Here is a 26,591-nt window from a genome sequence, read left to right on the forward strand (position 1 = left end):
GACTCCGGACATCCCTCCTCGTATCCAAGGATTTCGCGTGCCCGCCGAGCAGAGCACCATGGCCCCGCCGGTCGCCCCGCCCACGATCGCCGGCCCCGGCAAGCCGTACCGTCGACGCAACCTCGCCGTGCTGGCCGCTCTGCCGGCGGCCTGGCTGCTGCCGCTCGCCGCAGTCGCCCTCGACGCCCGCTGGGTGTTGCCCCCGCTGGTGCTGCTCGCCACCGCCAGCCTGCTGCGCGGCGGCCGTACGATGCTCGACCGGCTGTTGCTGGCCACCGTCCTGCTGATCTGCCTCACCACCGCGGCCGGTCTGCTCTTCGCGGTCTGGCCCTGGGGCATGGATCCGGTCGCCGTCAGCGGCACTGCCCTCACCGCCCTCGTGTTGACCGCCCTGGCGACCGGTCGGCGTCCCACCCTGCCGCGCCCGGCCTGGCCCGACCTGCTTGCCGTCCTCGGCACCACCGGGCTGCTCTGGTACCTCGCCCAACCCCTGCTGCGCGCTGGCGACTTCGGCGGCCGGCTCAGCATCCTCCACCGCGGTGAGGACTACCTGCGGCACCTGAGCCTGGTCGACGTCATCGGTAGGCACGGCGGCTACCTCTTCGTCGACCCCGCCGCCGTCCGCGACGACCTGTTCTCCGCACTCGTCCACTACCCGCAGGGCTGGCACCTGCTCGTCGCCCTGCTCGACGGTCACCGCACCCCGCCCGGCGGTGGACCGGCCGGGGTGGCCGCCGTGGAGCCGTTCCTCTGGTGGAACCTCGCCAGCTTCGGTCTGCTGGTCCTTGCCCTGCTCTGGGCCGCACAGCGGTTGCCCGGCCCACTGCACCCGCTGAGCCGCCTCGTGCTCACCGTCGTGGTCGGCGCCCTCGTCCTCGGCAGCCAGCTGCCCCGGATGCTGCTGTCCGGGTATCCCACCGAGACGCTCGGACTGACCCTCACCGTCGTGCTCGCCGTGCTCGTGGCCCGGCCGGTCGGCGCACCCCGGGAACATCTTCTGCTGCTCGGTGCCCTGCTCGTCGGCATCGGCTACACCTACTACCTGTTCCTGCCCGCCGCCGTCGTCCTCGTCCTCGGGGCGCTGCTGCTGCGGCATCGCGAGGTGCGCCGCCTACGCGGCACCGCACTCGTCGTCGGCCTGGCCACCGCGGTGCTCGCCCCGGTGCCGATCCTGCTCGGCGTGTTCCGCGCCAACCAGACCGAGTCGTTGGCCGCCACCGTCGGGCCGGACCTGACCGAGACCTGGCTCGCCCTCGGCGGCATCGGCGCGTTCGTGGTACCCGCCCTGCTGGTGCACGCCGTACGGATCGGCCGGGCCGATCCGGCCTGGCGGCGCTGGCTGTTCGTACTGCTGGTCAGCGTGGCGCTCACCCTGGCCATCGGCCAGGCCAGCATCAGTCTCGGCGGCCAGGCCGGCTACTACTTCAACAAGGCCGGTCACCTCACCACCGTGCTGCTCATCATCGGCACCGCCGCGGTGGTGCGGCTGCTGCCGGTGCCGACCCGGGGCCGCCCGGTGCGCACGGCCGTTGCCGGGCTCACCGCCGTCACGGTCGCCGTCGCCACCGTCTGGTTCGTCGGGGTCACCGGCTGGCACCGCAGTCTGCTCGTGGTCACGCCGCAGAGCTGGGCGCAGCGCTGGGTCCACCAGGACGTCGACCAGCCCGGCCGGGCCGCCGTGGTGTGCGAGCAGGCCCACCAGCGGTACCCGGCCGTCGACGGTGTCACCACGCTCATCCTCGACCGCCGGCCGTACCAGTCCTATCTGGCGAACATCTGCGTCTCCACCTTGCAGGGCACCACCGCCGGCACCGAGGACGGCATCTACGACATGGTCTTCATCGAACCGGGCCGGACCTGGCAGATGCTGCACCGGGTGCCCGGTGAGATCCGGCTGGTGGCGGTCACCGACGGGGCCCGGGTACGGGCCAACAGAATCCTGCGGGCCGTGCCTGAGCTGGCCGACCGGGTGACCGTCGAGACGATGATTATCGATGATCCGCCGAGTTGATTCGTCCGATCCGCGGCACACCGACCGTCACGGCACGCCCCCGTCGCCCCGCCTTCGGACTACGCTCGGAGGTGACGGGGATCGGTCGGGCAAGCGAAGCGGGTAGGTCGATGAGCGTAAGACGGATCATGGGCACCGAAGTCGAGTACGGCATCTCCGTGCCCGGTCAGGCCGGGGCCAACCCGATGGTCACCTCGTCCCAGGTGGTGAACGCCTACGGCGCCCGCCCGGAACTGAACCGGGGCGGTCGGGCGCGCTGGGACTACGAGGAGGAATCGCCGCTGCGCGATGCCCGGGGCTTCACCTACTCCGGCGCGGTCTACGACCCGGCCGAGGCACTCGCCGACGAGGACCTCGGGCTGGCCAACGTGATCCTCACCAACGGTGCGCGGCTCTACGTGGACCACGCGCACCCCGAATACTCCACACCGGAGGTCACCAACCCGCGTGATGTCGTCCGCTGGGACAAGGCGGGGGAGCGGGTGATGGCGGAGGCGGCGCGACGGGCCGCCACCATTCCCGGCACGGCGCCGATCCACCTCTACAAGAACAACACCGACAACAAGGGCGCCAGCTACGGAGCCCACGAGAACTACCTGATGCGACGGCAGACGCCGTTCGCCGACATCGTGGCGTACCTGACCCCGTTCTTCGTGACCCGTCAGATCGTCTGTGGCGCCGGCCGGGTCGGCATCGGCCAGGACGGTGGCAAGAGCGGCTTCCAGATTTCCCAGCGTGCCGACTTCTTCGAGGTCGAGGTGGGGCTGGAGACCACCCTCAAGCGGCCGATCATCAACACCCGGGACGAGCCGCACGCCGACGCCGACAAGTACCGCCGGCTGCACGTCATCATCGGTGACGCCAACCTCTCGGAGATCTCCACGTACCTCAAGATCGGCACCACCGCGCTGATCCTGACGATGATCGAGGAGAAGGCGCTCGGCTCGGACCTCGGCATCGCCGACCCGGTCGGTGAACTGCGTGCCGTCAGCCACGATCCGTCGCTGACCCACCGGATGCGGCTGCGAGACGGGCGCCGGCTGACCGCGCTGGACGTGCAGTGGGCGTACCTGGAGCGGGTGCGGGCGTTCGTCGAGGACCGTTACGGCAGTGACGTCGACGAGCAGACCGCCGACGTGCTGGACCGGTGGGAGTCCGTGCTGGACCGGCTCGGACGCGACGTGATGCTCTGCGCCGACGAACTCGACTGGGTGGCCAAGCTGCGGTTGCTGGAGGGCTACCGGGAGCGGGAGAAGCTCGGTTGGGGCGCGCACAAGCTCCAACTGGTCGACCTCCAGTACTCCGACGTCCGCCCGGAGAAGGGGCTCTACCACCGGCTGGTCTCCCGGGGCGCGATGAAGACGCTGCTCAGCGACGAGGAGAGCCGCTCGGCGATGACCGAGCCGCCGGAGGACACCCGTGCCTACTTCCGCGGCCGCTGCCTGGCGCAGTACGCCTCGGAGGTGGTCGCCGCCAGTTGGGATTCGGTCATCTTCGACGTCGGCCGGGAGTCGCTGGTGCGGGTACCGATGATGGAGCCGGAGCGCGGCACCAGAGCGCATGTCGGTGCGCTGTTCGACCGGTGCGCCAGCGCCAAGGACCTGCTGGAGAGCCTGACCGGCGGCTGAGTGCCCGCCCCGCCGGTGGGGATGTCGTGGCGTGCTGGGTTTTGCGTACCGGCGCGCGTGGGTGTTTCGTCGCTCCCGCGAGGTAAGTTCATCGCAGGGAGATCGTGGAGGAGGCAGTAGTGGCCACTCGTGACAGCGGCGGTCAGTCGCAGTCGGGCAAGTCCCGTCAGGGCGAAGAGGTCGAGGACGTCACCGTCGAGGCGAACCCAGAGGTCGCCGAGCGGCACGCCGAGATCACCGAGGACGTCGACGACCTGCTCGACGAGATCGACTCCGTCCTTGAGGAGAACGCCGAAGAATTCGTGAGGGGATACGTCCAGAAGGGCGGCCAGTAGGTTATATGTCCGTTTCGCTGGTTGGTGGCCGGCGGACGGAGACCCTGCCGCGCCCACCCCGTGCGGCGCGCCGCTACCGCACGCCCGCGTGGAGCCGATGGCCCTGAGCAGGAGTCTCGGCGGGTAAGCCTGACCTCGATCCGGAACATGTGGACCACGATCATGCCACCGGGTGGGTGCGCGGGATACTCTGCTTCAACTGTAACGGTGGTCTTGGCCAGTTCCGTGACAGTCCCACGAGGCTGGCCAGGGCCATCACGTACCTGAGAGGAACCACGTGGCAGCGGGTTTTGATCCATCCGGGCGTCTACCAGATGTGTTCACCAACGCGGGGACGTCCTCCTTCACGTCGTTTCTGAGCAAGGTTGCCCCCGAGATGCTGCCCGGCCGCCGGCCGCTGCCCCCGGGTATGGCCGCCGACCTGGCCCCACATGCCACCACGATCGTGGCCATCTCCGCGGCCGGTGGCGTCGTGATGGCCGGCGACCGGCGGGCCACCATGGGCAACCTGATCGCCCAGCGGGACATCGAGAAGGTGCACCCGGCCGACGCGTACTCGCTGGTGGGCATCGCCGGCACCGCCGGCATCGGCATCGAGCTGATGCGACTGTTCCAGGTGGAGTTGGAGCACTACGAGAAGATCGAGGGCGCCATGCTCTCGCTCGACGGCAAGGCCAACCGTCTCGCCTCGATGATCCGGGGCAACCTCGGTGCCGCGATGCAGGGGCTTGCGGTGATCCCGCTGTTCGCTGGGTTCGACCTGGCCGCCAAGGACCCGGTCCGAGCCGGTCGGATCTTCAGCTTCGACGTCACCGGCGGCCCGTACGAGGAGACCGGCTACGACGCGATCGGCTCGGGTTCGCTGTTCGCCCGGTCGGCGTTGAAGAAGCGGTTCCGGGCCGGCCTGTCGATCGACGACGCGGTGCGGTTGGCGGTGGAGGCACTCTACGACGCCGCCGACGACGACACCGCCACCGGTGGCCCGGACCTGACCCGGCGGATCTACCCGGTGGTGATGACCGCGACGGCGGAGGGGACGCACCGGCTGACCGACGCGGAGACGTCGGCGATCGCCGAGAGCGTCGTCGCCGGCCGGATGGAAAACCCGGGCGGTTGAGCCGATCCCGCATCCCACCTGATCGCAGTTGCCCAGCACAGCGCCTGAAGGAGAGCCGCCGCCGTGGCCATGCAGTTCTACGCCTCGCCCGAACAGATCATGCGCGACCGTTCCGAGCTGGCCCGCAAGGGCATCGCCCGGGGACGCAGCGCGGTGGTCCTGAGCTACGCCGGCGGGGTCCTCTTCGTTGCGGAGAATCTCTCCAGCACCCTGCACAAGGTCAGTGAGATCTACGACCGGATCGGGTTCGCCGCCGTCGGCAAGTACAACGAGTTCGAGAATCTGCGCCGCGCCGGGGTGCGGATGGCCGATCTCAACGGGCTCAGCTACGACCGGCGCGACGTCACCGGTCTGGCCCTGGCCAACGCGTACGCGCAGACCCTCGGCGCCATCTTCACCGAACAGTCCAAGCCGTTCGAGGTGGAGATCTGCGTGGCCGAGGTGGGGGCCACGCCGGAGGAGGACTCGCTGTACCGGCTCACCTACGACGGCTCGGTCAACGACGAGCCCGGCCGGATGGCGATGGGCGGCCAGTCCGAGGCGATCGCCGGGGTGCTGAAGTCGCACCACCAGCCGGGCATGTCGCTCGGCGATGCGGTGAAGGTGGCGGTGCAGGCGCTGAGCAGCGTCGGTGGTGAGGGTGGTGCCGCCCGGACGATCGCCGCCAACCAGCTGGAGGTGGCGGTCCTGGACCGCAGCCGGGTGGGGCGTACCTTCCGGCGGATCACCGGAGCGGCGCTGACCGCGCTGCTCGACGGCGGCGCGACGGGTGAGGCTGCCGACGAGGAGCGGGCGAAGACTCCGACCACGCCGACCGAGGAGGCCCACAAGCCGACCACCTCGGCGGGTTCGGCCGACCTGGAGGACAAGCCCGGCAACCCGTCGGAGGCCTGACCCCTCACCCGGTCCGGCCGGCCCGACTCGGCCTGGCCACGCTCTGCGCGGCGCTCGGCAGCTTTCTGCTGCCGGGCGCCGCATCCTTTGTCGGCGTACCTGCTCGGCGCAACGCCCACCGAAGCCCGCGCTGTACGCCCGGACTCGGCCTGCCGGGCCGGGCCGGGTCAGCGGCGGGCGAGCAGTGGGCGGACCAGGGCCCACCAGGCGGCGGCGATGGCGTTGAACACGCCCATCCCAGGTGGGGCGTCCACGTTCGACGGTGCCACCCGGGCGGTGATCAGGTCGGCGAGCGCCCGATCGCCGACGGTGCGTTCGGCCTGCAACTGTCGGCGGCGGGCGCGTACCCAGTTGCGGTGTTGCCACAGCCAGGACCAGCCGCGTACCTTCTGCCGGCCCCAACCCCCGGCCAGCGCGGCGGCGAGCATGGCGGCCTCGGTGAGCAGCAGCATCGGTGCCAGCAGCGCCAGCGTTCGTCCCTGGTACGTGGTGAGCAGGGTGATCAGCCGGTTCCGTTCGACCAGGTAGAGCTTGAGGGCGTTGCGGGAGAACTCGTAGTGGTGGCGGACCACCGCGTCGGGCACGTACTCCAGCCGTAGGCCACGTTGCCACAGCCGGAGGCTGAGTTCGGTGTCCTCGTGGTAGGCGAAGTACTCGGTGGCGAAGCCGCCCAACTCCTTCCAGCGCTCCCGGCTGATCACGAAGCAGCAGCCGCTGAGCGACGGTACGACGGTGCGGCGGGCGTGAGCGTCGGCCGGCTCGCCGTTGCCACCGGCCCAGGACAGGCCGGTGAAGTGCAGCGGGTTGCCCGAGGTGTTGATCAGATCGGGGTTGTCGGCGAGCCGGATGGAGGCCATCGCCGCACCCACGCCGGGCTCGGCGGCCACCGCGGTGACCTTGGCGAGCGCGTCGGGGGTGACCACCGCGTCGGAGTTGACGAAGGCCAGCCAGTCGCCGCCGGCCTCGGCGGCGCCGAGGTTGCAGCCGCCGGAGAACCCGGTGTTCTGCTCCGGGCGGATCACCCGTACGCCGGGCAGTCCCTTGACCACGTCGATGCCGTCGCCGGTGCAACCGTTGTCGACCACCACCAGTTCCACGTCGACGCCGGTGCTGGCCAGCACTGCCTGTGCGGCGTCGACCAGCCAGGGCTCGGCGCCGTAGGCGAGCATCACCACGGTCACGCGGGGCGGGCTCATCGGGTTCCTCCGGGGGTGGTCGCGGGCATGGCCACCGCGACAGGCGGATGCGGTGGGGATTCGCGGCGGCGCCGCAGCAGGGCGATCATGGCGGCGGTGACCACCACGGAGCCCACGGTGTAGCCGAGTTCGACCCGCAGCGCGACGGGCAGCGGGGCCAGGGTGGCGGCGACCAGTGCGGCGACGCCGAGGATCCAGGCCAGGGCCTGCGCGCGGTGCCGGTCGCGGGCCAGCAGCGCCTGGCCGAGCACCATCGCCCACAGGTACGCCAGGGTGGCCAGGGCGAGCCAGGCGAAGTCGCCGTGGCCGAGGATCTCCGGGGCGTCGAAGAGGGCCCGCACGAGCCACGGCCCGAGCAGCACGGTCAGCACACCGCCGCCGACTCCCAACGCGGTGACGACCGCCAGGGCGCGACGCAGCAGGCTGCCGAAGGCCGCCTCGTCGTCGGTGGCGGCGGCGGTGGACAGGCCGGGCAGCAGGGCGGCCTGCATCGAGCCGAAGACGAACAGTGGGATGCGGACCAGGACCAGCGCCGACAACAGCGCCCCGGCGGTGGCGACGTCGGCCGGGGCCAGCAGCCGTACGTTGATCACGCCGACGTTGACCACGACCTGCGACAGCAGGCTGGAGGCGGTGAGCAGGGCCAGGCCGCGCAGCAGCGGCGGCCAGGGCACCGGCGTCCCGCCGCCGACGGCCCGCACGACCGGCGGGGCGGTCAGTGCGACCGCCAGCAGTGGCGCGGCGACCAGCACCAGGGCGTACGCCACGGGTGAGTCGACGCCGGCCACGGCGAGCGCGGCGACGGCCCCGATGCGTAGCCCGCCGTCGAGTCCGAGTTGGGCGCCGTACCAGTTGAACTGCCCCAGCCCGGAGAGCACACCACGGGTGGTGTGCGCCAGAGCCAGGGCGACCAGGGCACCGGTCAACGCGGTCACCATGGCACGGTCGCCGGCGAAGAGGCGATCGGCGAGGGTGCCCGTGGCGGCGGTGACGGCCAGGACGAGCAGGGCGAGCACGGCGGCGGCGACGGTAGCGCCCCGCGCCAGCACCGGCCCCGGCGGCAGGCCACGGGTACGACGGGCGGCGACGAGCCGGGCGACCTCCTGCTCGACCGGCAGGAAAACGCCGATGCCGACGGTGAAGACGATCGACCACAGCACCGACAGTGACGAGTAGTCACCGGCGGTCAGGGTGTGCCCGGCGCCCGCGAGGTGGACGTACGAGGCCAGGCCCACCAGGGCCAGCCCGGCCCCGACGGGAAGGGTGCCGGGTGGGACGAGGCGGAGCAGTCGGCGGATCACCGGCGGATGAGCGCCAGGGTGAGTACGGCCAGCGCGCGCCCGAGGTAGATCATCGCCTTGGCGGGGGAGTGGCTGGGGGTGCCGGCCATCCGCCGCCGCATCGCCACCGGGACCTGCTGGATGCGGTAGCCCCGGCGGGCGGCGTGCACCAGCGTCTCGACCGTGTCGCCGAGGTACTCCGCTGGGTACCAGCGGGCGAACATCTCGATCATCCGACGGTTGGCGGCCCGGAAGCCGGAGGTGGTGTCGGTCAGTGTGGTGCCGGCCAGACCGGAGAGCACCACCGACAGCATGCCCATCGCCCAGCGGCGGGGCCCGCGTACGGCGTAGTCGCCCTCGCCGGCGAACCGTGCCCCGATCACCAGGTCGTAGTCGTCGAGCAGGTCGACCAGCTTCGGCACGTACCGGGGGTCGTGCTGCCCGTCGGCGTCGATCTGCACCGCGACGTCGTAGTCGTGGTCGTGTGCGTAGCGGTAGCCCAGCCGCATCGCCCCGCCGACGCCGAGGTTGTACGGCAGCCGGGCGACGCGGGCACCGGCGGCGGCGGCGACGGCGGCCGTCCGGTCGGCCGAGCCGTCGTCGACGACCAGCACGTCCACGCCGGGCAGTTCGCCCCGGATCTCGCGGACCACGTCGGCGATCGAGCCGGCTTCGTTGAGTGCCGGGATGATGACGAGTAGTCGTTTGCCGTTAACCATCGCGGCTCACCAGTTCCGCCCGGTCGGCGCGCTCCACCCGGTCGGCCTCGACCTCGGCGCGGAGCAGGGCGAACTCCTCGGCAAGTGTCCGGGTCTCCTCCTCCAGTGCACTGACCTCCCAGCTGAGGTGGATGCAGACCAGCAGGAGGAAGACGATGCCGAGGAAGAGCACCAGACTGACGCCGGAGGCCACGCCGAGCAGGTCGGCCACCCCGTCGAGCAGCCGGGGGAACAGCGACAGCGGGATCACCACGAACAGCAGCCCGAGCCAGAGCATGCCGTACTTCTCCCGCAGCTGCCGCCGTCGCAGCAGCTCGACGATCGTGGCCAGCAGGACGAGTCCGGTCAGGCCGGTGACCAGGGTGAGCTTCATGCGACCTTCCACGGGGAGGGTGAAGCGGCAGGGGTGAATGCCTCGACCAGCGTGGTGTGCCAGTCCGGCAGGGGTGCCAGGCCGGCCTCGGCCCAGCGACCGTGCCCTAGCACACTGTACGCCGGTCGCGGCGCGGGACGCGGAAACCGACTGCTGGTGGTGGGTCGGACCCGGTCGGGGTCGAGCCCACGCAGCGCGAACACCGCCCGGGCCAGGCCGTACCAGGTCGTCTCGCCGGAGCAGGTGCCGTGGTAGGTGCCGGGTCGGGCCCGGCCGGCCCGGGCCGCCTCGGCGAGCGCGACCAACTGCCCGGCCAGCGCGTACGACCAGGTGGGTTGGCCGCGCTGGTCGTCGACGACGTCGAGGAACTCGCGCTGCTCGGCCAGCGCGAGCATGGTGGTGACGAAGTTGCGGCCGTGCACGCCGTACAGCCAGGCGGTACGCACCACGTGGCCGGACTCGGGCAGCAGCCGGCGCACGGCCTGTTCCCCGGCGAGCTTGCTGCGACCGTACGCGTTGATCGGCGCGGTCGGCGCGTCCTCGGAGTAGGGGGTGTCGGCGTCGCCGGCGAAGACGTAGTCGGTGGAGACGTGCAGCAGGTGGGCGCCGTGGGTGGCGCAGGCGGTGGCGAGATGGGCCACCGCGGCACCGTTGACCGTGGTCGCCGCCGTCTCGTCCCGCTCGGCACCGTCGACGTCGGTCCACGCGGCGGTGTTGACCACCACGTCATGGCCGGCCACCACGGCGGAGACGGCGGCTGCGTCGGTGATGTCGAGCTGCGTCCGGGTGACAGCGGTCACCGTGTGTTCGGGATGACCGGCGAGCACGTCGACCACGTCCCGCCCGAGCATCCCACCGGCGCCGGTCACCAGGATTCTCATTCGGTCGGGGCCTCTCTCAGCGGTTCCCACCAGGAGCGGTTGTCCCGGTACCAGGCCACGGTCTCGGCGAGCCCGTCATCGAGGCTGATGGTGGGCGCGTACCCGAGTTCCTTGTTGATCTTGCTGATGTCCAGCGAGTAGCGGCGGTCGTGGCCCTTGCGGTCGGCCACCGGGGTGACCCGGTCCCAGTCGGCGCCACAGGCTTGCAGGAGCCGGCCGGTCAGCTCCTTGTTGGTCAGTTCGGTGCCGCCGCCGATGTGGTACACCTCACCGGCCCGCCCGCGCTGCTGGACCATCGCCACGCCCCGACAGTGGTCGTGCACGTGCAGCCAGTCGCGCACGTTGCCGCCGTCGCCGTACAACGGCACGGACCGGCCGTCGAGCAGGTTGGTGACGAACAGCGGGATGACCTTCTCCGGGTACTGGTACGGGCCGTAGTTGTTGGAGCAGCGGGTCACCACCACGTCCAGGCCGTGGGTGCGGTGGTAGGCCAGCGCCAGCAGGTCGGAACCGGCCTTCGACGCCGAGTACGGCGAGTTCGGCGCCAACGGCCAGTCCTCGGTCCACGAGCCCTGGTCGATGGAGCCGTACACCTCGTCGGTGGACACGTGCACGAACCGGCGTACCCCATGCCGCAGCGCGGCGTCGAGCAGCGTCTGCGTACCCAGCACGTTGGTGCTGACAAACGGCTCGGCGCCGGAGATCGAACGGTCGACGTGCGACTCGGCAGCGAAGTGCACGATGACGTCTTGCCCCGCGACGACCTCGTCGACCACCTCAGGGTGACGGATGTCACCCTGGACAAACCGCAATCGAGAATCATCCGCCACGGCCGCCAGGTTGGCGCGATTGCCCGAATAGGTCAGCGCGTCGAGCACGGTCACCCGCGACGGTTGCACCGCGGGCACCCCCTCGGCGCTGCCTGCGGGCGTGCCCAGCAGCATGCGGACGTACTCGGAACCGATGAAGCCGGCGCCGCCGGTGACCAGGATCCTCACGGGTCCGAAAGTCTACGCGAAACACCCGGACCCGACCTCCGCCCGCGTGCTGCATCTGCGACCTACCGGTAGGCTCCCCGAGTGCGTGGAATTCTGCTTGCCGGTGGGACCGGGTCCCGGCTGTGGCCGATCACCCGGGCGGTGTCGAAGCAGCTGATGCCGGTGTTCGACAAGCCGATGATCTACTACCCGTTGTCCACTCTGGTGATGTCCGGGGTGCGCGAGATCCTGGTGATCACCACGCCGCAGGAGCAACAGCAGTTTCAGCGCCTACTCGGTGACGGCAGCCAGTTCGGGCTGCGGCTGGAGTACGTCGCCCAGCCCCGGCCGGAGGGCATCGCCCAGGCGTTCGTGCTGGGCGCCGACTTCATCGGCGACGAGGGGGTGGCGCTGATCCTGGGCGACAACATCTTCCACGGCGTCGGCCTGGGCCGGCAGCTCGCCAGCGCCGGTGACCCGGTCGGCGGACGGATCTTCGCCTATCCGGTGGCGAACCCGCAGGCGTACGGAGTGGTGCACTTCGACCCGGACGGTCAAGTGCTGTCGATCGAGGAGAAGCCGGAGAAGCCCAAGTCCCGGTACGCCGTACCCGGCCTGTACTTCTACGACAACCGAGTGGTGGAGATCGCTCGCGGCCTCACCCCCAGCGACCGGGGCGAGCTGGAGATCACCGCGGTGAACGAGGCGTACCGTCGGTGGGGTGAACTGTCGGTGACCGTCCTGGACCGGGGCACCGCCTGGCTGGACACCGGCACCTTCAGCTCGCTGATGCAGGCCGCCGAGTTCGTCCGGGTGATCGAGGAACGGCAGGGCATGAAGATCGGCTGTATCGAGGAGGTCGCCTGGCGGGCCGGGCTGATCGACGACGACCAACTGCGTGCCCTGGCCGAGCCGTTGACCAGCAGTGGCTACGGCGACTATCTGCTCGACCTGCTCATCGGCGAGCGTCATGAGCTGATCAACCCGGGGGAGGTGCGGTGAAGCTGCGTCCGCTTGGCATCGAGGGTGCGTGGGAGATCACGCCGCAGCAGCACGGTGACTCCCGGGGGCTGTTCCTGGAGTGGTACCGCTTCGACCGGCTCGCCGAGGCGGTCGGGCGTCCGTTGCGGCTGGCCCAGGGCAACCTGTCGGTCTCCGCCCGCCATGTGGTGCGCGGCATCCACTTCGCCGACGTGCCACCCGGGCAGGCGAAGTACGTGACGTGTGTACGCGGCGCGGTGCTGGACGTGGTGGTGGACATCCGGGTCGGCTCGCCCACCTTCGGCCAATGGGAGAGCGTGCGCCTCGACGACGTGGACCGGCGGGCGGTGTACCTGGAGGAAGGGCTCGGTCACGGCTTCTGCGCGTTGACCGACGACGCCACCCTGAGCTACTTCTGCTCGACCACCTACGACCCCGCGATCGAGCATGCGATCAACCCGCTGGACGAGGAGTTGGGCATCGAGTGGCCGACCAGCACGCCGCTGCTGTCCGGCCGCGACGCCGTCGCACCGAGTCTGGCGCAGGTACGCGCCGCAGGGCTGCTGCCGGAGCACGCGACGTGCCGGCGTCACGCCGCCGGTCGGGACACCGAGGCGCCCGGCGGGTGGTGAGAGGTTGCGGCGCGGCACAGCCTACGTGTCACGACAGTGACGAATCGGGGCTCCGTACGGCTAATGTCTCATCATGGAACGGCGAATCTTCGGTCTGGAGACCGAGTACGGCGTCACCTGCACCTACCGCGGACAGCGCAGGCTGTCCCCTGACGAGGTAGCCCGGTACCTCTTCCGCCGGGTCGTGTCCTGGGGCCGGTCGAGCAACGTCTTCCTGCGTAACGGCGCTCGGCTCTACCTGGACGTCGGCTCGCACCCGGAGTACGCCACTCCGGAATGCGACTCGGTGATCGACCTGGTGGCCCATGACCGGGCCGGTGAGCGCATCCTGGAAGGGCTGCTCGTCGACGCGGAGAAGCGGCTGCACGACGAGGGCATCGCGGGCGAGATCTACCTGTTCAAGAACAACACCGACTCGGCCGGCAACTCGTACGGCTGCCACGAGAACTACCTGGTCTCCCGGCACGGGGAGTTCGGCCGGCTGGCCGACGTGTTGATCCCGTTCCTGGTCACCCGGCAGTTGATCTGTGGCGCCGGCAAGGTGCTGCAAACCCCACGCGGCGCCGTGTACTGCCTGTCCCAGCGCGCCGAGCACATCTGGGAGGGGGTCTCCTCGGCCACCACCCGCAGCCGTCCGATCATCAACACCCGCGACGAGCCGCACGCCGACGCCGAGCGGTACCGCCGACTGCACGTCATCGTCGGCGACTCCAACATGAACGAGGTCACCACGCTGCTGAAGGTCGGCACCGCCGACATTGTGCTGCGGATGATCGAGGCCGGGGTGGTGATGCGCGACCTCACCCTGGAGAACCCGATCCGGGCCATCCGGGAGGTCTCGCACGACATCACCGGTCGACGCAAGGTGCGGCTGGCCTCGGGCAAGGAGATCAGCGCCCTGGAGATCCAGCAGGAATACCTCGCCAAGGCGACCGAGTTCGTCGAGCGTCGGGGTGGCGACCAGGCCGCCAAGCGGGTGGTCGAGCTGTGGGGCCGGGTGCTGCGGGCGGTGGAGACCGGCGACCTGGAGCCGGTCTCCCGGGAGATCGACTGGGTGACCAAGCTGCGGCTGATCGAGCGCTACCAGCGCAAGCACGACCTGCCGCTGTCGCATCCCCGGGTGGCACAGATGGACCTCGCCTACCACGACCTGCGTCGGGGCCGAGGGCTCTACGCCCTGCTGGAACGGCGCGGCGACGTGGACCGGGTGGCCACCGACCCGGAGATCTTCGAGGCGAAGGAGACGCCGCCGCAGACCACCAGGGCCCGACTGCGCGGGGAGTTCATCCGCCACGCCCAGGAGAAGCGGCGGGACTTCACCGTCGACTGGGTGCACCTGAAGCTCAACGACCAGGCGCAGCGCACCGTGCTCTGCAAGGACCCGTTCCGCGCGTACGACGAGCGGGTGGAGCGGCTGATCGCCAGCATGTGACCGGCTGCACCGGGCCCGTCCGTGTCGGGCGGGCCCGGGTAGGCTGGCCGGACCATGTTTCCTTCCGAACCTCCCACCACGGGCGCCCAGCGGCAGGGTTGGCTCGAACGCCGCCGCGACAAGGTCCGCGCCGAGATCGAACGCAATCGCCGAGGCGAGTACACCGTCCCGACCTGGGTGCTGGCGTTGGCGCTGGCGTTGATCGTCGGCGCCTGGCTCGCCTTGATCATCTTTGCCTGAGGTGTAAGGAAGGGCCCCTTATTAACGCCTGCGGTAGAGCAGGGGCCCCCTTTTAACGCGTACCCCCCGGTCGGCTCAGGCCGCAGCGGTGCCGAGCAGGCGGGCGGCGTGCCGGCCAGCGGCGGCGGCGGCCAGGAAGTAAGCGTGATCGGCGTCCAGCCCGCGGCCCATCGTCGACAACGGCACCGGGCTGTTGCGCAGGGCGGCGTCCAGCCCGGCGGTGTCCACCCGCAGCACGGTGTGCCGTTCGGCGAGCGGCGCCAGCGCGGCGTCGACCTCGGCGGCCAGCGCCGGGTCCAGGCCGTCGGGTACCACCAGCTCCGCGCGGGCCAACGCCACCCGGCCGTACGCGGTCAGGCTGTGATGCGACACGCCACGGTGCCGCGCTCGCGGGTCGGCATCGGAGATCCGCAACGAGCCGACCGGCCGGCCGCCCAGCGTGGCGACCGCGTTGACCGCCTCGCCCACCGCCACGCCGGAGAAGCCCCAACGGGTACCCGTGCCGAGGTTGCCCGGGCCCTGCGCGACCACCGCCACGTCGGCGTGCAGCACGTGCCGGGCGGCGAGTAGGCCGCTGTGCAGCGTGGACGCCTCCAGGTCCCCGCCGAACGCCTGCCCGACGCTGATCGTGCCGACCAACTCGTCGCGCAGGGCGGACAGCGTACGGGAGAACCAGGCCGGCAGCGCCCCACCGTCGGTGAGCAGGTACGCCACCCGGGCCTGCGGGGCGTCTACGCGGATGCCGGCGAGGATCGCCGGCAGCGCCGAGTGCAGGTCGGCGGTCACCACCGGCAGCCCGGCCAGGTCCTCGGCGGCGGCCAGCACCTCGTGGTGCGGTGACGCCTCCTCGTCGACGCCGAGCAGAATCGGTTGCAGCGGGGTGTAGCGGGCCTTCACCAGGTGACCGGCGTCGCGACTGTCGACCGCCTGCGGCGGATCCGGCGGCAGCCGGTCCGGCAGCGCCACGACCAGGGCGTACCCGCCGGTGCCCAACCCCATCAGCAGCGCCCCGGCGTTGAGCAGCACCCGGTCGCCCACCTCCGGCACGCCCACCAGCTCCGGGTACGCCAGCGCCCGCATCGCCGTCCCGTCAACGAGCGTGACATCCAACTCCACGGCCCCCACCCACCGCCGCCGTACCCCAGCCACCGTTCCCACCCGCCACCGCACCATGCCCCGCACGCTAACCCCCCACACCCCCTCCACCCACCCCCACCCCCACCCCCACCCCTCGCCCCGCCCCCCGCCCTCTCGCTCCGTCGATCTTGCACTTCCTGTCGAGGCATAACGGGCGAAGGGGGCAATTCGGCGACCGGAAGTGCAAGATCGGCGGGATTGGATGGCGGTGGGGGTCGGCACGTCGGCGCGGGTGCATGTGTGGGGCGGGTCGGCTGCTAGCGTCTACGGGGTGTCGCGCAGCCGCACCGAACGCCTGGTCAACCTGGTGATCTGTCTGCTGTCTACGCGGCGGTTCCTGACCGCCGCGCAGATCGCCGCGACCGTACCCGGTTATGAGCACGATCCGGACGATGCTCGTGAGCACGAGGCGTTCCAGCGCAAGTTCGAGCGGGACAAGGCCGAGCTGCGGGATCTGGGCGTACCGCTGGAGACCGGCACAGCGAGTGCCTTCGACACGGAGCCCGGGTATCGGATCGCCCGGCGGGAGTACGCGCTCCCCGAGATCCCGCTCAAGCCGGATGAGGCCGCCGCGGTGGGCATCGCCGCCCGGCTGTGGCAGCACGCGGGGCTGGCGGCGGCCGCGTCGTCCGGCCTGGCGAAGCTACGCGCCGCCGGCGTGGACGTCGACCCCCATGCCACGCTCGGGCTCGAACCGATGGTCAACGTCGACCCGGCGTTCGCGCCGTTGGCCGCCGCCGCTCGGGACCGGCGTGAGGTCCGCTTCGACTACCGGGTACCCGACCGGGACGCACCCGATCACCGGCGACTCCAGCCGTGGGGTGTGGTCTGCTGGCGTGGACGCTGGTACGTGGTCGGCCACGATCTCGATCGTGACGCCACCCGCTGTTTCCGGCTGTCCCGGGTGGTCGGCCCGGTGCGCGCCGCGGGTACGGCCGGCGCCTACCAACCGCCGGTCGGTGTCGACCTGATCAGCCACGTGGCCCGCTGGTCCGGCCCGACCGAGCACGCCGGACGGGCCACCGTACTGGTCACCCCCGGGCGGGCCGCCGGGCTGCGTCGGGTGGCTGTCGAGGTGACCTGCGGGCCGGAGGCCGACCGCCTGGTCCTGCCGTACACCGACGTGGATCTGCTCGCCAGCCACCTCGTCGGCTACGGACCCGAGGTGCGGGTGCTGGATCCACCCGAGGTGCGTGACGCGGTCATCCAGCGCCTCAAGGAGATCGCCGTCCGCCACGACTCCCTGGCGGTGGGGCAACTGAGCGCGAGGAGTGAGCTTGCGAGCCCTGCAGCCGCCGGACGGAGGGCCGGTTCGGTGAGTGCGAGGAGTGAGCTTGCGAGCCCCGCAGTCGCGAACGGAAGGTCGGCCCGGTGAGTGTGAGGAGTGAGCTTGCGAGCCCCGCAGTCGCGAACGGAGGAGTGGTCCGGTGAGTGCGAAGGCCGGCACCCGTACCTCCGCCGACCGGTTGGCGCGGCTGCTCAACCTGGTGCCCTACCTGCTTGCCCGGCCCGGCATCGAGATCGCCGAGGCGGCCGGTGACCTCGGGGTGACCGAGCGGCAGTTGCGTGAGGACCTGGAACTGCTGTGGGTCTGTGGTCTGCCCGGCTACGGTCCGGGTGACCTCATCGACATGGCCTTCGACGGCGACCGGGTGACCATCACCTACGACGCCGGCATCGACCGGCCGCTGCGGCTCACCCCGGACGAGGCCCTCGCCCTGGTCGTCGCCTTGCGGATGTTGGCCGAAACCCCGGGGGTGGCCAACCGGGAGGCCGTCGAGCGGGCCCTCGCGAAGATCGAGGACGCGGGCGGCGACCTGGTGGCGGCACCGGTGGAGGTTCGGCTGCCCGGTGACGCGCGGCGGGTCGAGCAGTTGCGCGCCGCGGTGGAGGGTGGGCGTGCGCTGCGCATCACCTACTACACGTGGGCGCGCGACGAGACCACCGAGCGGGTGATCGACCCGCTGCGGATGCTGATGTCCGATAGTCGGGCGTACGTCGAGGCGTGGTGTCGACGAGCCGAGGCGGTACGACTGTTCCGGGCCGACCGCATCGACGCGGTCACCGAGTTGGACGAGCCGGCCATGGTGCCGCCGCAGGCCCGTCCGCAGGATCTCAGCGAGGGCGTGTTCCGCCCCTCGCCGGACCTGCCGCTGATCACCCTGCGGATCGGCCGGGGTGAGCGCTGGATCACCGAGTACTACCCGTGTGAGCGGGTCGAGTCCGACGGCGAACAGTGGGTGGTCTGGCTGCGGGTCACCGACCTCGGCTGGGCCCGGCGGTTCGTGCTCGGCCTGGGCTCGGAGGTCACCGTGCTGGCCCCGGCTGAGTTGGCCGAGCAGGTCCGGGACTCGGCGGTGGCGGCCCTGGAGGCGTACGCGACGCCGGTGCTGCCCGGCGCGGACCCGGCGGCGGCCGTGCCCAGGCAGTAGGCTGGCGCCGTGCTGAAGTGGATCGTGCTCGCGCTGGTGCTGGTGCCGTTGGTCGTTTTCGCGCTGGCGGTCCGTCCCGTGCTGGCCCGATTGCCGCAGTTGCGCCGGGCTGCGGTGCGCCTGCAACGGCGGGCCGACGAGGCGGTGGCGTTGCAGGTGGCGGCGGAAAGCCTCCAGCAGCAGGCTGAGGGATTGCAGGGCCGACTGGAGACGACCCAGCAACGACTGACTCTGATCAGGGCCCGCCGCGGCGGCTGAGCAGATGTTGGGGTCTGCGCCGCCGGCCTGCTGGGCAGTCGACCCCGGCTTCGAGGACGAAGATCCAGTCGTCCGGTTGACGGGACACTTGCGGGTGGCTGAGACTTCACCCGCCGGAACGATCCACCACCGCCCGGTGGGTGGCAACAGCTCGCGTCGCACGTACGATGGGCTGCGGAACCACCCCCATTGACACAAGCGACTGGAGCTTCACATGGGTGCCCTCAGGCCCTGGCACATCGCCGTACTCGTGGTCGTGATGATCCTGCTCTTCGGTGCGAAGCGGCTGCCCGACGCGGCGCGCTCCCTGGGCCGTTCGCTGCGCATCATCAAGGCCGAGACCAAGAGCCTGGCTGACGACGACGACCGCGACCTGGCCGGCAAGGCCGACGCGCAGGCCGGCTACCAGCCGCTGACGCCGCAGCCCCCGCAGCAGCAGCCGTACCAGGGCACGGTGCAGCAGCCGGTCGTCGACCCGGTGCAGCGCGTCCGCGACAACTGAGCGAGGGGCCCGACCACCGTGGCCTTCGCCCTGCGTAAGCGTGGCCCGAGCAAGTTCGAACGGGCCGCCGACGGCTCGATGACTCTGGTCGAGCACTTCCGCGAGCTGCGTACCCGGCTGTTCCGGGCGTCGTTGGCGATCGTGGTCGGGCTGATCGCCGGCTTCGCGCTCGCCCAGCCTGCCTTCGACCTGCTGGCCCAGCCGTACTGCCGGCTGCCCGGCATGATGGTCGACGGCGAGTGTCAGCAGTTCCTGATGCTCGCCCCCGCCGACGGCTTCATCCTCAAGCTTAAACTGGCGCTCTGGATCGGGCTGATCATCGGCGCCCCGGTCTGGCTGTTCCAGCTGTGGGCGTTCATCGCGCCCGGCCTGCACCGGCACGAGCGCAAGTGGGCGTACGTCTTCGTCACGATCGCGGCGCCGCTGTTCGCCGCCGGTGCGGTGCTCGCCTACTTCGTGGTCGACAAGGGCCTGGCGTTCCTGCTGGAGGCCGGTGTCACCGGCACCGACTCGCAGCTGGAGGTGACCCGCTACATCAGCTTCGTCACCACCATGATCCTGCTGTTCGGAGTGGCCTTCGAGTTCCCGCTCACCCTGCTGATGCTCAACTTCACCGGGGTCGTCAGCGCCAAGCGGCTGTTGAGCTGGTGGCGAGTGGTGGTCTTCATCTGCTTCGCGTTTGCGGCGGTGGCCACGCCCGACCCGGGTCCGTTCGGCATGACGTTGTTGGCGCTCTGCCTGAGCCTGCTGTACTTCATCGCGGTCGGCGTGGCCTTCCTCAACGACAGGCGCAAGGGCCGCGGCAAGGAGGTCTACGCCGGTGTCGGCGACGACGAGGCCTCCCCGCTGGAGGTCGACCGGGAGCCGGTGGAGGTGGGACGGCCGGTGGACCAGGCCAGCCCGATCGACGCCCCGGAGCCGATCACGGCGCCCAAGCCGATCGAGCGGCGTTACGACGACGTGACCTGACGGGTTGCCCCACACGGTGGGGCAGCCCGTCAGCGGCGGTACGTGGTACGGACCGCAACGCCAACCGGCCCCCGTGTCGTTTGCCGGGGGTCTAGCGCACGGTTTGCCGTCTGTCAGCGATGCAGTCGGTAATCCGTCATCCGCTCTCCAGGGTGCAACATCTGGGTAATGGAATCTTTACGATGTGTTGTCGCACCCGATGAGGAAGGCTGTTGCCACGTGCGTCGCCTGACCCTGCGTTACCGTCCGTCGACTTGACCTGCATCTGCACGGCTGGCGCGGCGGCCTCGGCGGTGTGCGTCCGGGCCGGGTAGTCGTGGGTCCTGTGGGCGCGGCGGCAGGTCACCGTGGCTGCCCGCGCGTCCGCCGTTTCCGGCCTGCTGTCCCTGTGGCGCTCGTGTCATGCGAAAGATCCGGCCACCACCCCCGGCTGCCCGGAAGAGTCCTGTGAAAGGGACCTGCCGCGGCAGCGTACGTCCCGAGATCGGAGTCAGGCATTGATCCGCGTCGTCGTCGCAGAGGAGATGAGCCTGCTGCGCACCGCGCTGTGCGTCGCACTGTCGAGCGAGGATGGGATCGAGGTGGTCGCCGAGGTGGCCGCAGCCGGGAAACTGCCCGACGTGGTGCGGCAGCACCGCCCGGATGTCGTGCTGGTGGACCTGGCGTCGGACGTCTCACCGCCGGTCGAGGTGGTCGCCCAGATCGCGGGGGCGGCGCCCGGCACCGCGGTGCTGGGCATGGGGCGCCGGTGGAGCCCGGCGATGGTCGGGGACCTGCTGGCCGCCGGCGCGCACGGGCTGATCGGTATGGATGCTCCGGTGGAGGCGCTGGTCGAGGCGGTACGTGAGGTGGCAGCCGGTGGACGGGTGATCGATGCGGAGGTCGCGGTGACTGCGCTGCGTCCGCCGCGCAGCCCGCTTACCCGTCGGGAGATGGAGGTGCTCCGGGTGGCCGCCGAGGGTCTGCCGCTCAAGGAGATCGCCCGCCGGCTCTTCCTGGCGCACGGGACCGTGCGGAACCACCTGTCGGCGGTCATGCGCAAGACGGGTGCCCGCAACCGGATGGAGGCGGTGTGGCATGCCCGCCGGCACGGTTGGTTCTGATCCGAGCGGCCAGCGGGTCGCCCTCGGGTAGCCGACGCTGGGTCGTGGACGTCAACGAGCGGTACCGGCCGGTTCGTGTTTGAATTCTGACGGTTCGTGATCCGCCAGGCGATTCCCGGGAAGGTCCTCCGTGATCCGTACCCTGCTCGCACTCGACGGTGCTCTGGTCCGTGGCGCACTCTCCCTCGTTCTCGCCGCCGAGGCGGACATCAGCGTGGTGGCGGAGCTGGATCGGGGTGATGCCCTCCCTCAGGCGGTCCGGACCAAGCGCCCCGACGTGGCGGTCATCGACCTCGATCTGGTCGACGCGGCCAGCGTGGCGGGGCGGTGTCCGTTGCTGGTGCTCGTCGACCAGCGTCGTACCCGCCGTCTGCACCGGGTGATGGTGCCGGGACGCACCCTCGGCATTCTCGGCAGCGACGTTGCTCCGCGCCGGGTGTTGGACGGGGTCCGGCGGCTGTCGCGGGGTGAGTCGGTGATCGACGTCGATCTGGTGATGGCGGCGTTGACCCGCGAGAGCCCGCTGACCTCGCGGGAGACCCAGATCCTCGACCTGACCGCAGCGGGGGCGCCGGTCGTGGAGGTCGCCCGGGTGCTCGGTCTTGCCCCGGGTACAGTGCGCAACCACCTCGGACGGATCACCCGTAAGGTCGGCGCACGCACCAGGGTGGAGGCGGTGCGGGTGGCCCACGAGGCCGGCTGGATCTGACGGCCCGGGTGGGCGGCTGGCTCGCCGACCTGCTCCCACCCATCGCGGCGGCAGTGTCCACGGGCGGTACGGCCCGCCGGCCGTGGTCCGTCGTGCCGCGGCCTCGATGGTGAGAATTGTTTGCGGAAATAGACCTGCTGTCGAGCTATTTCGCATTCACTGTCGGGGCGGTAGCATCGGCTGTGTCGATTATCGTCGATCATAAAATCGTGAGGCCGTGGGCGCTTTTCAGGATCGGCCTGTGATTTCCGTGAAGATTGCCAACCGGTTTCTCCGCCGCCTCGCCAGGAGTGCCGTCGAGGTCATTTCCTTGCTTTCCCCAACCGTTCGACAAGCAGGTCGGGAGGTGCCTTACGTGACGCTTTACGGCTGGGACGCGAGCGACTACGACGTCGGCCGGGGGCTGACGGTCGACCGGGTCCGCGACGCCCGCGAGGCAGGAATATCCTTCATGACCTACAAAGGTACGGAGCAGTCCGCCGCCGGTGTCTTCCACAGTCAGTACTACGGGGTGATGCTCACCGCGGCGAAGGACGCCGGCATTCCCTTCCTCGGGATGTACGTCGTGGTGCACTCCCAGGTCATCGCCGAGGAACAGGCCACTACGGCCATCGCCTACGCCGACGAACACACCCCCTGGTGGCGCGAGTACGACCGGTTCTTCTGGCAGATCGACCTGGAACGCTGGCCGACCGACGACGTGCCGTCAACGGTCGGCGTCGCGGTCGCGCGGGAGTTGACGGCGCGTACCGGCCGAACCGCTGTCATGTACGCCTCGCGGGGCCAGTACGGCTCGAACGAGTTGGGCGACTACCCACGTTGGAACGCCAACTACCCCTATCAGATCGCGGAGGATTTCAAGGCCGCGTACGCGCGGGCCGGTGGCGACTCGGGGCCGGGCTGGGTCCGTTACGGGCGGCCGGAAATGATGCCGCGCATCTGGCAGTTCACCGATTCGGCGATCATCGGTCGACAGCACACCTGTGACGCTGACGCGTTTCGTGGCACCGAAACGGATTTCGCGGAACCCGGACACCGTCGGCGGCATCTTCGTCGTGAACACTCCCGACATCAACGTCGAGTTGCCGTCCGGTACTGAGATCCGGCTCTAGGTGGCCGTGCGGGCCGGCGACGGCGACACCACCCGGCGTGTCTCCTACGGCGACCTGACACGGGTGAGCATGGTGTTGTTCCGGCTGCCCGGCTGAGCCCAGGCGACCCGGTCCGCCGGGTGCTCACGTCCGGCTGAGCGGCCGGTGGGCCGGTGGCGCCGGATCCTGCCAGTGACCGACCAACTCCCGGTAGGTGGGGGAGCGGCGCAGCAGTTCCTCGTGGCTGCCGACCAGCGGCCGGTCGCCGTCGAACACCAGCACCCGCCGGGCGCGGATCGCCGAGCTGATCCGGTGCGCGATCACCACGAGGGTTCCCGAACGGCGGGCGAAGGCATGCTCGACCGTGGCCTCTGCGGTCGGGTCGAGGTGACACGTCGCCTCGTCGAGGATGACCAGCGGCGCCGGGGCGAGGTAGGCCCGGACCGCGGCGATGAGCTGGCGTTCCCCGGCGGAGAGGGTGCCGGGCTCGACCTCGGCCGCCAGGCCGCCGAGGCGGTCCACCAGCGGCCCGGCCCCGAGCGCGTCCAGGGCTGCCGCCACGGTCGCTTCGTCCACGTCCGGGCACAGGTACAGCAGGTTGTCGGCGAGAGTGCCGGTGCGGACGTACGCCTCCTGCGGCACCAGCACCCGCAGCCGGGCCAACGCCTCCGGCGCGACGGCGGCGACCGGCGTGTCGGCCAGGTGCACGGTGCCGCAGTCCGGCGACACCAGCCCGGCGATCAGAGCGGCCAGGGTGGACTTGCCGGCACCGCTGGGCCCGACCACGGCCAGATGTTCGCCGTCGGCCACGGTCAGGCTGAAGTCGGCCAGGACCGGCTTCGCGTGCGGGCCGTACCGGAAGGTCAGCCCGCAGACCCGGACCGCCGGCGGTACAGCGACGGCAGGGCACGGCAGTTCGGCGGGTGGACCTGGCGGTGCGATGGTTAAACCTCTGCTCGGGTCGACGACCGGTCCGGTCGGCGGGCAGCTGCGCAGGATCCGGTCCAGGGTGACGGCGTAGCGCAGGCCGCCGGCACCCACGCCCTGCACCAGGGCGTGCAGGGCGGGTTGCAGACCGGTGGTGACGTAGACCAGTGCACCCAGTACGGCGCCGGTGCTGAGCCCTCGCCCGACCAGCCACGGCGCGGCCAGTAGCAGGACCACCACGGGCAGCCAGCCGCCGAGCCCGAGGCTGAGGCTGCGCAGCGCCGCCATCCGGGCCAGCGTCCGCTCGGCCGCGGCCTGTACGCCGACCCGCCGGTCGACCGCGGCCACGATCCGGTCCTGCCCGCCGCAGGCGATCACGTCGCGGTGCCCGGTCAGCGCGGCAGCCGCCGACCGGCCGAGTTCCTCACCGGCCGCCACCTGCGCCCGCTGGGTGGTGACCATCGCCGGCAGTGCCGCCGCGAACACGGCCAGCCCGAGCAGCAGCGGCGCGGCCACCGCCGCGGCCAGCGGCGGCGACAGGGCGAGCAGGCCGAGCAGTGCCGCGCCGGCGGTGAACAGGAAACCGCGGACCACCAGCAGCAGCCCGCCGAAGGTGTCCCGGACCACCTCCACCTGCTGGGTCAGCCGGGCCACGGCCGCGCTGTCCGGCCGGCCACCGGCCCGAGTGGCCTCGCGCAGCGCGCCGTTGACCACCCGGGCGGCCAACTCGTCGCGGTACGGCTCCACCACGGCACCGAGGCTGCGGTACACCCGTCCGGTGGCGACCGCGCCGACCAGCACGGCGGCGGCGAGCCCGGCCAGCCAGGCCAGGCCGGTGGCGAACTGGCCGGCCAGGAAGCCCTGGTCGACCGCACGGGCGACGAGCAGGCCGCTGAGCAGCGCCGGCAGTGACTCGGCCACCGACCAGGCGGCCAGTCGGCCCAGCGGGCGACGGCGGGCACGCAGCGCCGCCCAGGTGGTGCGGCGTACGCCGGTCATCGGGGGTCACCGTCGGGCGTGAAGATGGCCCGGTAGTCCGGGTCGGTCCACAGCTGTCGGTGCGGGGCCACCGCCCGTACCCGGCCGCCGTCGAGCCAGGCGACCAGGTCGGCTGCGGCCGCCGTCGCCGCGCGGTGGGTCACCACCAGGCGGGTACGACCGTCGGCGCCCGCGGCCACCGCCCGGCTGATCCGGTGTTCGGTAGCGGTGTCCAGGCTGGACATGGCGTCGTCGAGGACCAGCAGTCGCTCGGCTGGGAACGCGCGGGCCAGCCCGAGGCGTTGGGCCTCGCCACCGGACAGCGGTGCGTCCGCCAGCCGGGTGCGGAACCCGTCGGGCAGCCGGGCGACGACGTCGGCCACCTGGGCGGCCCGCGCCACAGTCAGCACCGCCGTGGTCGCCGGAGCGTCACCGGTGGGCGGGCAGGCCGAATCCTCAGGCAGGGCGAGACCGATCGCGTCGTGCACCGTCTCGCCGACCAGGACCGGCCGGTCGAAGGCCTGCCCGACGCCCCGGCGCAGCGCCGCCGGACTCAACCGGCGTAGCGGCACCCCGTCCAGCAGCACCTCACCGGCATCCGGGTCGTGCAACCGACCGGCCACGGCGGCGAGGGTCGACTTGCCGACGCCGGAGCGCCCGACGACGGCCAGCGTGGCGCCGGCCGGGACGAGCAGATCGATGCCGTCCAGGACGGGACGCCCGTCCTCGCCGTTCACGCCGACGCCGCACAGCCGCAGCTCACCCCGGCCGGGTGGCAGTGGTTCGTCGCCGTACCGGCTGGCCGGGTGGGCCAGCGGCTCGGCGATCCGGCTGGCCGCGGCACGGGCGCGTACCAGCCGGTGGAGTGTGGCCAGCACCGCGCCCAACCCGGCGCCGAGGGCGGCGTACTGCACCGCGGCGACCAGTTGCCCGGGGGTGAGCCAGCCGACGGTGAGCGCGTACCCGCCGACGGCCACGACGGCCGCCTGCAACAGCGGCCCCACGGCGGCGGTGCGGGCGCTCGCCCGGGCCAGCAGCCGCCAGCCGAGCAGCCCGTACCCCCGCAGTTCCGGCAGCGCGGCCAGCACCCGGTCGCGTTCCCGGTCGACGGTTGCCGCGGCGGCGATGGTGCGGGCGCCGCCGAGCGCCTCCAACAGTCGGCCCGCGATGTTGCCGAGCACCCGCTGGTATCCGGCCACGGCGGCGGAGGCGTCGGTGACGAAGGCGCGCATGAGTACCGTGAGTAGCGCCAGCCCGGCGAGGAGGGTGATTCCCAACAGCGGCTCGATCAGGGTGAGCGCCACGACGCTGCCGACCGGCGGGAGCACGGCGATGACGCCGAACACCACGGCGGTCCCGGCCTGCCCGGCGTCGGCGGACTGACCGACGAGGCGGCCGACCAGGTCGCCCACCGGATACCGGCGGACGGTGCGTACGTCGCAGGCGAACAGGTGGCGCAGCAGTCGTCGCCGCAGCAGGGCGGTGGCCCGCGCCGCGCCGTAGCCGGCGGCGAGGTCACCGAGGATGTCGGTGACCAGGAGGCCGGCGACCAGCGCGCAGGCGACGGCGGGCCACCAGGAGGCCGTCCCGCCGACGGCGGCGTCGACGGCGAGCCCGAGGACCGCCGGAAGCGCCAGTTCGGCGGCGGCGCCGGTGAGCGCCACCACCACGAGCAGGACGGTCCAACCGCCACCGTCACGGACCACCCGGCGTAACAGCCGGTCGGAGCCGGTGAGTGTCGGCATCGGACCTCCCGCGAAAGACGTGCGGCCCTGGGCGGGTACGTAAA

The 26,591-nt window shown here is 71.3% G+C and carries 27 protein-coding genes; 18 read left to right on the forward strand and 9 right to left on the reverse strand.

Annotation, left to right across the window (positions count from 1 at the left end):
- Positions 1–37: 37 nt before the first annotated feature.
- The 6 genes from AB0M35_RS25030 (at position 38) to prcA (ending at position 5,985) form a co-directional block, all read left to right on the forward strand.
- Positions 38–2,011, forward strand: coding sequence for a hypothetical protein (locus AB0M35_RS25030; protein WP_363748293.1), 1,974 nt, complete (start codon positions 38–40; stop codon positions 2,009–2,011).
- A 110-nt stretch (positions 2,012–2,121) separates the two neighbouring features.
- Positions 2,122–3,639 carry a depupylase/deamidase Dop gene (gene dop / locus AB0M35_RS25035; RefSeq protein ID WP_363748295.1) on the forward strand — a complete coding sequence of 506 codons (1,518 nt, stop codon included), beginning with the start codon at positions 2,122–2,124 and terminating at the stop codon, positions 3,637–3,639.
- A gap of 119 nt (positions 3,640–3,758) precedes the next feature.
- Positions 3,759–3,974, forward strand: coding sequence for a ubiquitin-like protein Pup (locus AB0M35_RS25040; protein ID WP_013734319.1), 216 nt, complete (start codon positions 3,759–3,761; stop codon positions 3,972–3,974).
- Positions 3,975–4,150: 176 nt separating this feature from the next.
- Positions 4,151–4,333 (forward strand): endonuclease domain-containing protein, encoded by a 183-nt coding sequence (locus AB0M35_RS25045; RefSeq protein WP_327027100.1) that lies wholly within the window; start codon positions 4,151–4,153, stop codon positions 4,331–4,333.
- Positions 4,252–5,091 (forward strand): proteasome subunit beta, encoded by an 840-nt coding sequence (gene prcB, locus AB0M35_RS25050; RefSeq protein ID WP_363748298.1) that lies wholly within the window; start codon positions 4,252–4,254, stop codon positions 5,089–5,091. The genes AB0M35_RS25045 and prcB overlap by 82 nt, the downstream gene beginning before the upstream one ends.
- Positions 5,092–5,154: 63 nt before the next feature.
- Complete coding sequence (gene prcA, locus AB0M35_RS25055; protein ID WP_363748300.1) at positions 5,155–5,985, forward strand: proteasome subunit alpha; 831 nt, start codon at positions 5,155–5,157, stop codon at positions 5,983–5,985.
- A gap of 167 nt (positions 5,986–6,152) precedes the next feature.
- On the opposite strand, the gene AB0M35_RS25060 is transcribed toward prcA, so the two are convergent.
- From AB0M35_RS25060 to rfbB, 6 genes are read right to left on the reverse strand one after another with little or no spacing between them, the layout of a single operon-like run.
- A complete protein-coding gene (locus tag AB0M35_RS25060) occupies positions 6,153–7,181 on the reverse strand; it encodes a glycosyltransferase family 2 protein (RefSeq protein WP_363748302.1) in 1,029 nt (342 codons plus the stop codon).
- The gene (locus AB0M35_RS25065) at positions 7,178–8,482 is read right to left on the reverse strand and encodes a polysaccharide biosynthesis protein (RefSeq protein ID WP_363748304.1); all 1,305 of its coding nucleotides are present in this window, start codon (positions 8,480–8,482) and stop codon (positions 7,178–7,180) included. Before AB0M35_RS25065 ends, AB0M35_RS25060 begins: the two co-directional genes overlap by 4 nt.
- Positions 8,479–9,180 (reverse strand): glycosyltransferase family 2 protein, encoded by a 702-nt coding sequence (locus AB0M35_RS25070; protein ID WP_363748305.1) that lies wholly within the window; start codon positions 9,178–9,180, stop codon positions 8,479–8,481. Before AB0M35_RS25070 ends, AB0M35_RS25065 begins: the two co-directional genes overlap by 4 nt.
- Entirely contained in the window at positions 9,173–9,553 is a 381-nt protein-coding gene (locus AB0M35_RS25075; protein WP_363748307.1) for a DUF2304 domain-containing protein, read from the reverse strand. Before AB0M35_RS25075 ends, AB0M35_RS25070 begins: the two co-directional genes overlap by 8 nt.
- On the reverse strand, positions 9,550–10,434 hold the full coding sequence (gene rfbD, locus AB0M35_RS25080; RefSeq protein ID WP_363748309.1) for a dTDP-4-dehydrorhamnose reductase: 885 nt from the start codon (positions 10,432–10,434) through the stop codon (positions 9,550–9,552). Before rfbD ends, AB0M35_RS25075 begins: the two co-directional genes overlap by 4 nt.
- Positions 10,431–11,432, reverse strand: coding sequence for a dTDP-glucose 4,6-dehydratase (gene rfbB, locus AB0M35_RS25085; RefSeq protein WP_363748310.1), 1,002 nt, complete (start codon positions 11,430–11,432; stop codon positions 10,431–10,433). Before rfbB ends, rfbD begins: the two co-directional genes overlap by 4 nt.
- Positions 11,433–11,513: 81 nt before the next feature.
- Between rfbB and rfbA the strand changes: the two genes are divergently transcribed.
- The 4 genes from rfbA (at position 11,514) to AB0M35_RS25105 (ending at position 14,696) form a co-directional block, all read left to right on the forward strand.
- Positions 11,514–12,413, forward strand: a complete 900-nt coding sequence (gene rfbA / locus AB0M35_RS25090) for a glucose-1-phosphate thymidylyltransferase RfbA (RefSeq protein WP_363748312.1) — start codon at positions 11,514–11,516, stop codon at positions 12,411–12,413.
- Complete coding sequence (locus tag AB0M35_RS25095) at positions 12,410–13,024, forward strand: dTDP-4-dehydrorhamnose 3,5-epimerase family protein (RefSeq protein ID WP_363748314.1); 615 nt, start codon at positions 12,410–12,412, stop codon at positions 13,022–13,024. Before rfbA ends, AB0M35_RS25095 begins: the two co-directional genes overlap by 4 nt.
- Positions 13,025–13,097: 73 nt before the next feature.
- Positions 13,098–14,456 carry a Pup--protein ligase gene (pafA, locus tag AB0M35_RS25100; RefSeq protein ID WP_363748315.1) on the forward strand — a complete coding sequence of 453 codons (1,359 nt, stop codon included), beginning with the start codon at positions 13,098–13,100 and terminating at the stop codon, positions 14,454–14,456.
- A 54-nt stretch (positions 14,457–14,510) separates the two neighbouring features.
- Positions 14,511–14,696, forward strand: a complete 186-nt coding sequence (locus tag AB0M35_RS25105) for a hypothetical protein (RefSeq protein ID WP_363748317.1) — start codon at positions 14,511–14,513, stop codon at positions 14,694–14,696.
- A gap of 75 nt (positions 14,697–14,771) precedes the next feature.
- On the opposite strand, the gene AB0M35_RS25110 is transcribed toward AB0M35_RS25105, so the two are convergent.
- Positions 14,772–15,869, reverse strand: a complete 1,098-nt coding sequence (locus tag AB0M35_RS25110; protein ID WP_363748319.1) for a DUF3866 family protein — start codon at positions 15,867–15,869, stop codon at positions 14,772–14,774.
- Between the two features lie 235 nt (positions 15,870–16,104).
- Between AB0M35_RS25110 and AB0M35_RS25115 the strand changes: the two genes are divergently transcribed.
- The 8 genes from AB0M35_RS25115 to AB0M35_RS25150 all read left to right on the forward strand — a co-directional run bounded on the left by AB0M35_RS25115 (position 16,105) and on the right by AB0M35_RS25150 (position 22,905).
- Positions 16,105–17,208, forward strand: coding sequence for a WYL domain-containing protein (locus tag AB0M35_RS25115; RefSeq protein WP_363748321.1), 1,104 nt, complete (start codon positions 16,105–16,107; stop codon positions 17,206–17,208).
- Positions 17,209–17,260: 52 nt separating this feature from the next.
- The gene (locus AB0M35_RS25120) at positions 17,261–18,265 is read left to right on the forward strand and encodes a YafY family protein (protein WP_363748323.1); all 1,005 of its coding nucleotides are present in this window, start codon (positions 17,261–17,263) and stop codon (positions 18,263–18,265) included.
- Between the two features lie 9 nt (positions 18,266–18,274).
- Positions 18,275–18,523 carry a hypothetical protein gene (locus tag AB0M35_RS25125; RefSeq protein WP_363748324.1) on the forward strand — a complete coding sequence of 83 codons (249 nt, stop codon included), beginning with the start codon at positions 18,275–18,277 and terminating at the stop codon, positions 18,521–18,523.
- Positions 18,524–18,737: 214 nt separating this feature from the next.
- On the forward strand, positions 18,738–19,025 hold the full coding sequence (gene tatA, locus AB0M35_RS25130; RefSeq protein ID WP_327025567.1) for a Sec-independent protein translocase subunit TatA: 288 nt from the start codon (positions 18,738–18,740) through the stop codon (positions 19,023–19,025).
- Between the two features lie 18 nt (positions 19,026–19,043).
- Positions 19,044–19,994 (forward strand): twin-arginine translocase subunit TatC, encoded by a 951-nt coding sequence (tatC, locus tag AB0M35_RS25135; RefSeq protein ID WP_363748325.1) that lies wholly within the window; start codon positions 19,044–19,046, stop codon positions 19,992–19,994.
- 497 nt (positions 19,995–20,491) lie between these two features.
- On the forward strand, positions 20,492–21,097 hold the full coding sequence (locus AB0M35_RS25140) for a response regulator transcription factor (protein WP_363748327.1): 606 nt from the start codon (positions 20,492–20,494) through the stop codon (positions 21,095–21,097).
- A gap of 130 nt (positions 21,098–21,227) precedes the next feature.
- Positions 21,228–21,806, forward strand: a complete 579-nt coding sequence (locus tag AB0M35_RS25145; protein WP_363748328.1) for a response regulator transcription factor — start codon at positions 21,228–21,230, stop codon at positions 21,804–21,806.
- Between the two features lie 355 nt (positions 21,807–22,161).
- Entirely contained in the window at positions 22,162–22,905 is a 744-nt protein-coding gene (locus tag AB0M35_RS25150) for a hypothetical protein (protein WP_363748330.1), read from the forward strand.
- 136 nt (positions 22,906–23,041) lie between these two features.
- Here AB0M35_RS25150 and AB0M35_RS25155 read toward each other — a convergent pair whose 3' ends face one another.
- On the reverse strand, positions 23,042–24,823 hold the full coding sequence (locus AB0M35_RS25155; RefSeq protein WP_363748332.1) for an ABC transporter ATP-binding protein: 1,782 nt from the start codon (positions 24,821–24,823) through the stop codon (positions 23,042–23,044).
- Positions 24,820–26,547, reverse strand: coding sequence for an ABC transporter ATP-binding protein (locus AB0M35_RS25160; RefSeq protein WP_363748333.1), 1,728 nt, complete (start codon positions 26,545–26,547; stop codon positions 24,820–24,822). Before AB0M35_RS25160 ends, AB0M35_RS25155 begins: the two co-directional genes overlap by 4 nt.
- Positions 26,548–26,591 lie beyond the last annotated feature (44 nt).

The organism is Micromonospora sp. NPDC051196, from assembly GCF_040682415.1.
Taxonomy (GTDB): domain Bacteria; phylum Actinomycetota; class Actinomycetes; order Mycobacteriales; family Micromonosporaceae; genus Micromonospora.

Bases quoted from the DNA above. Each gene is read 5' to 3' on its own strand.
- dop (WP_363748295.1), top strand. From the start codon at position 2,122: ATGAGCGTAAGACGGATCATGGGCACCGAAGTCGAGTACGGCATCTCC.
- AB0M35_RS25060 (WP_363748302.1), bottom strand. From the start codon at position 7,181: ATGAGCCCGCCCCGCGTGACCGTGGTGATGCTCGCCTACGGCGCCGAG.
- AB0M35_RS25070 (WP_363748305.1), bottom strand. From the start codon at position 9,180: ATGGTTAACGGCAAACGACTACTCGTCATCATCCCGGCACTCAACGAA.
- AB0M35_RS25075 (WP_363748307.1), bottom strand. From the start codon at position 9,553: ATGAAGCTCACCCTGGTCACCGGCCTGACCGGACTCGTCCTGCTGGCC.
- rfbD (WP_363748309.1), bottom strand. From the start codon at position 10,434: ATGAGAATCCTGGTGACCGGCGCCGGTGGGATGCTCGGGCGGGACGTG.
- pafA (WP_363748315.1), top strand. From the start codon at position 13,098: ATGGAACGGCGAATCTTCGGTCTGGAGACCGAGTACGGCGTCACCTGC.
- AB0M35_RS25105 (WP_363748317.1), top strand. From the start codon at position 14,511: ATGTTTCCTTCCGAACCTCCCACCACGGGCGCCCAGCGGCAGGGTTGG.
- AB0M35_RS25110 (WP_363748319.1), bottom strand. From the start codon at position 15,869: ATGGTGCGGTGGCGGGTGGGAACGGTGGCTGGGGTACGGCGGCGGTGG.
- tatA (WP_327025567.1), top strand. From the start codon at position 18,738: ATGGGTGCCCTCAGGCCCTGGCACATCGCCGTACTCGTGGTCGTGATG.
- AB0M35_RS25155 (WP_363748332.1), bottom strand. From the start codon at position 24,823: ATGACCGGCGTACGCCGCACCACCTGGGCGGCGCTGCGTGCCCGCCGT.
- AB0M35_RS25160 (WP_363748333.1), bottom strand. From the start codon at position 26,547: ATGCCGACACTCACCGGCTCCGACCGGCTGTTACGCCGGGTGGTCCGT.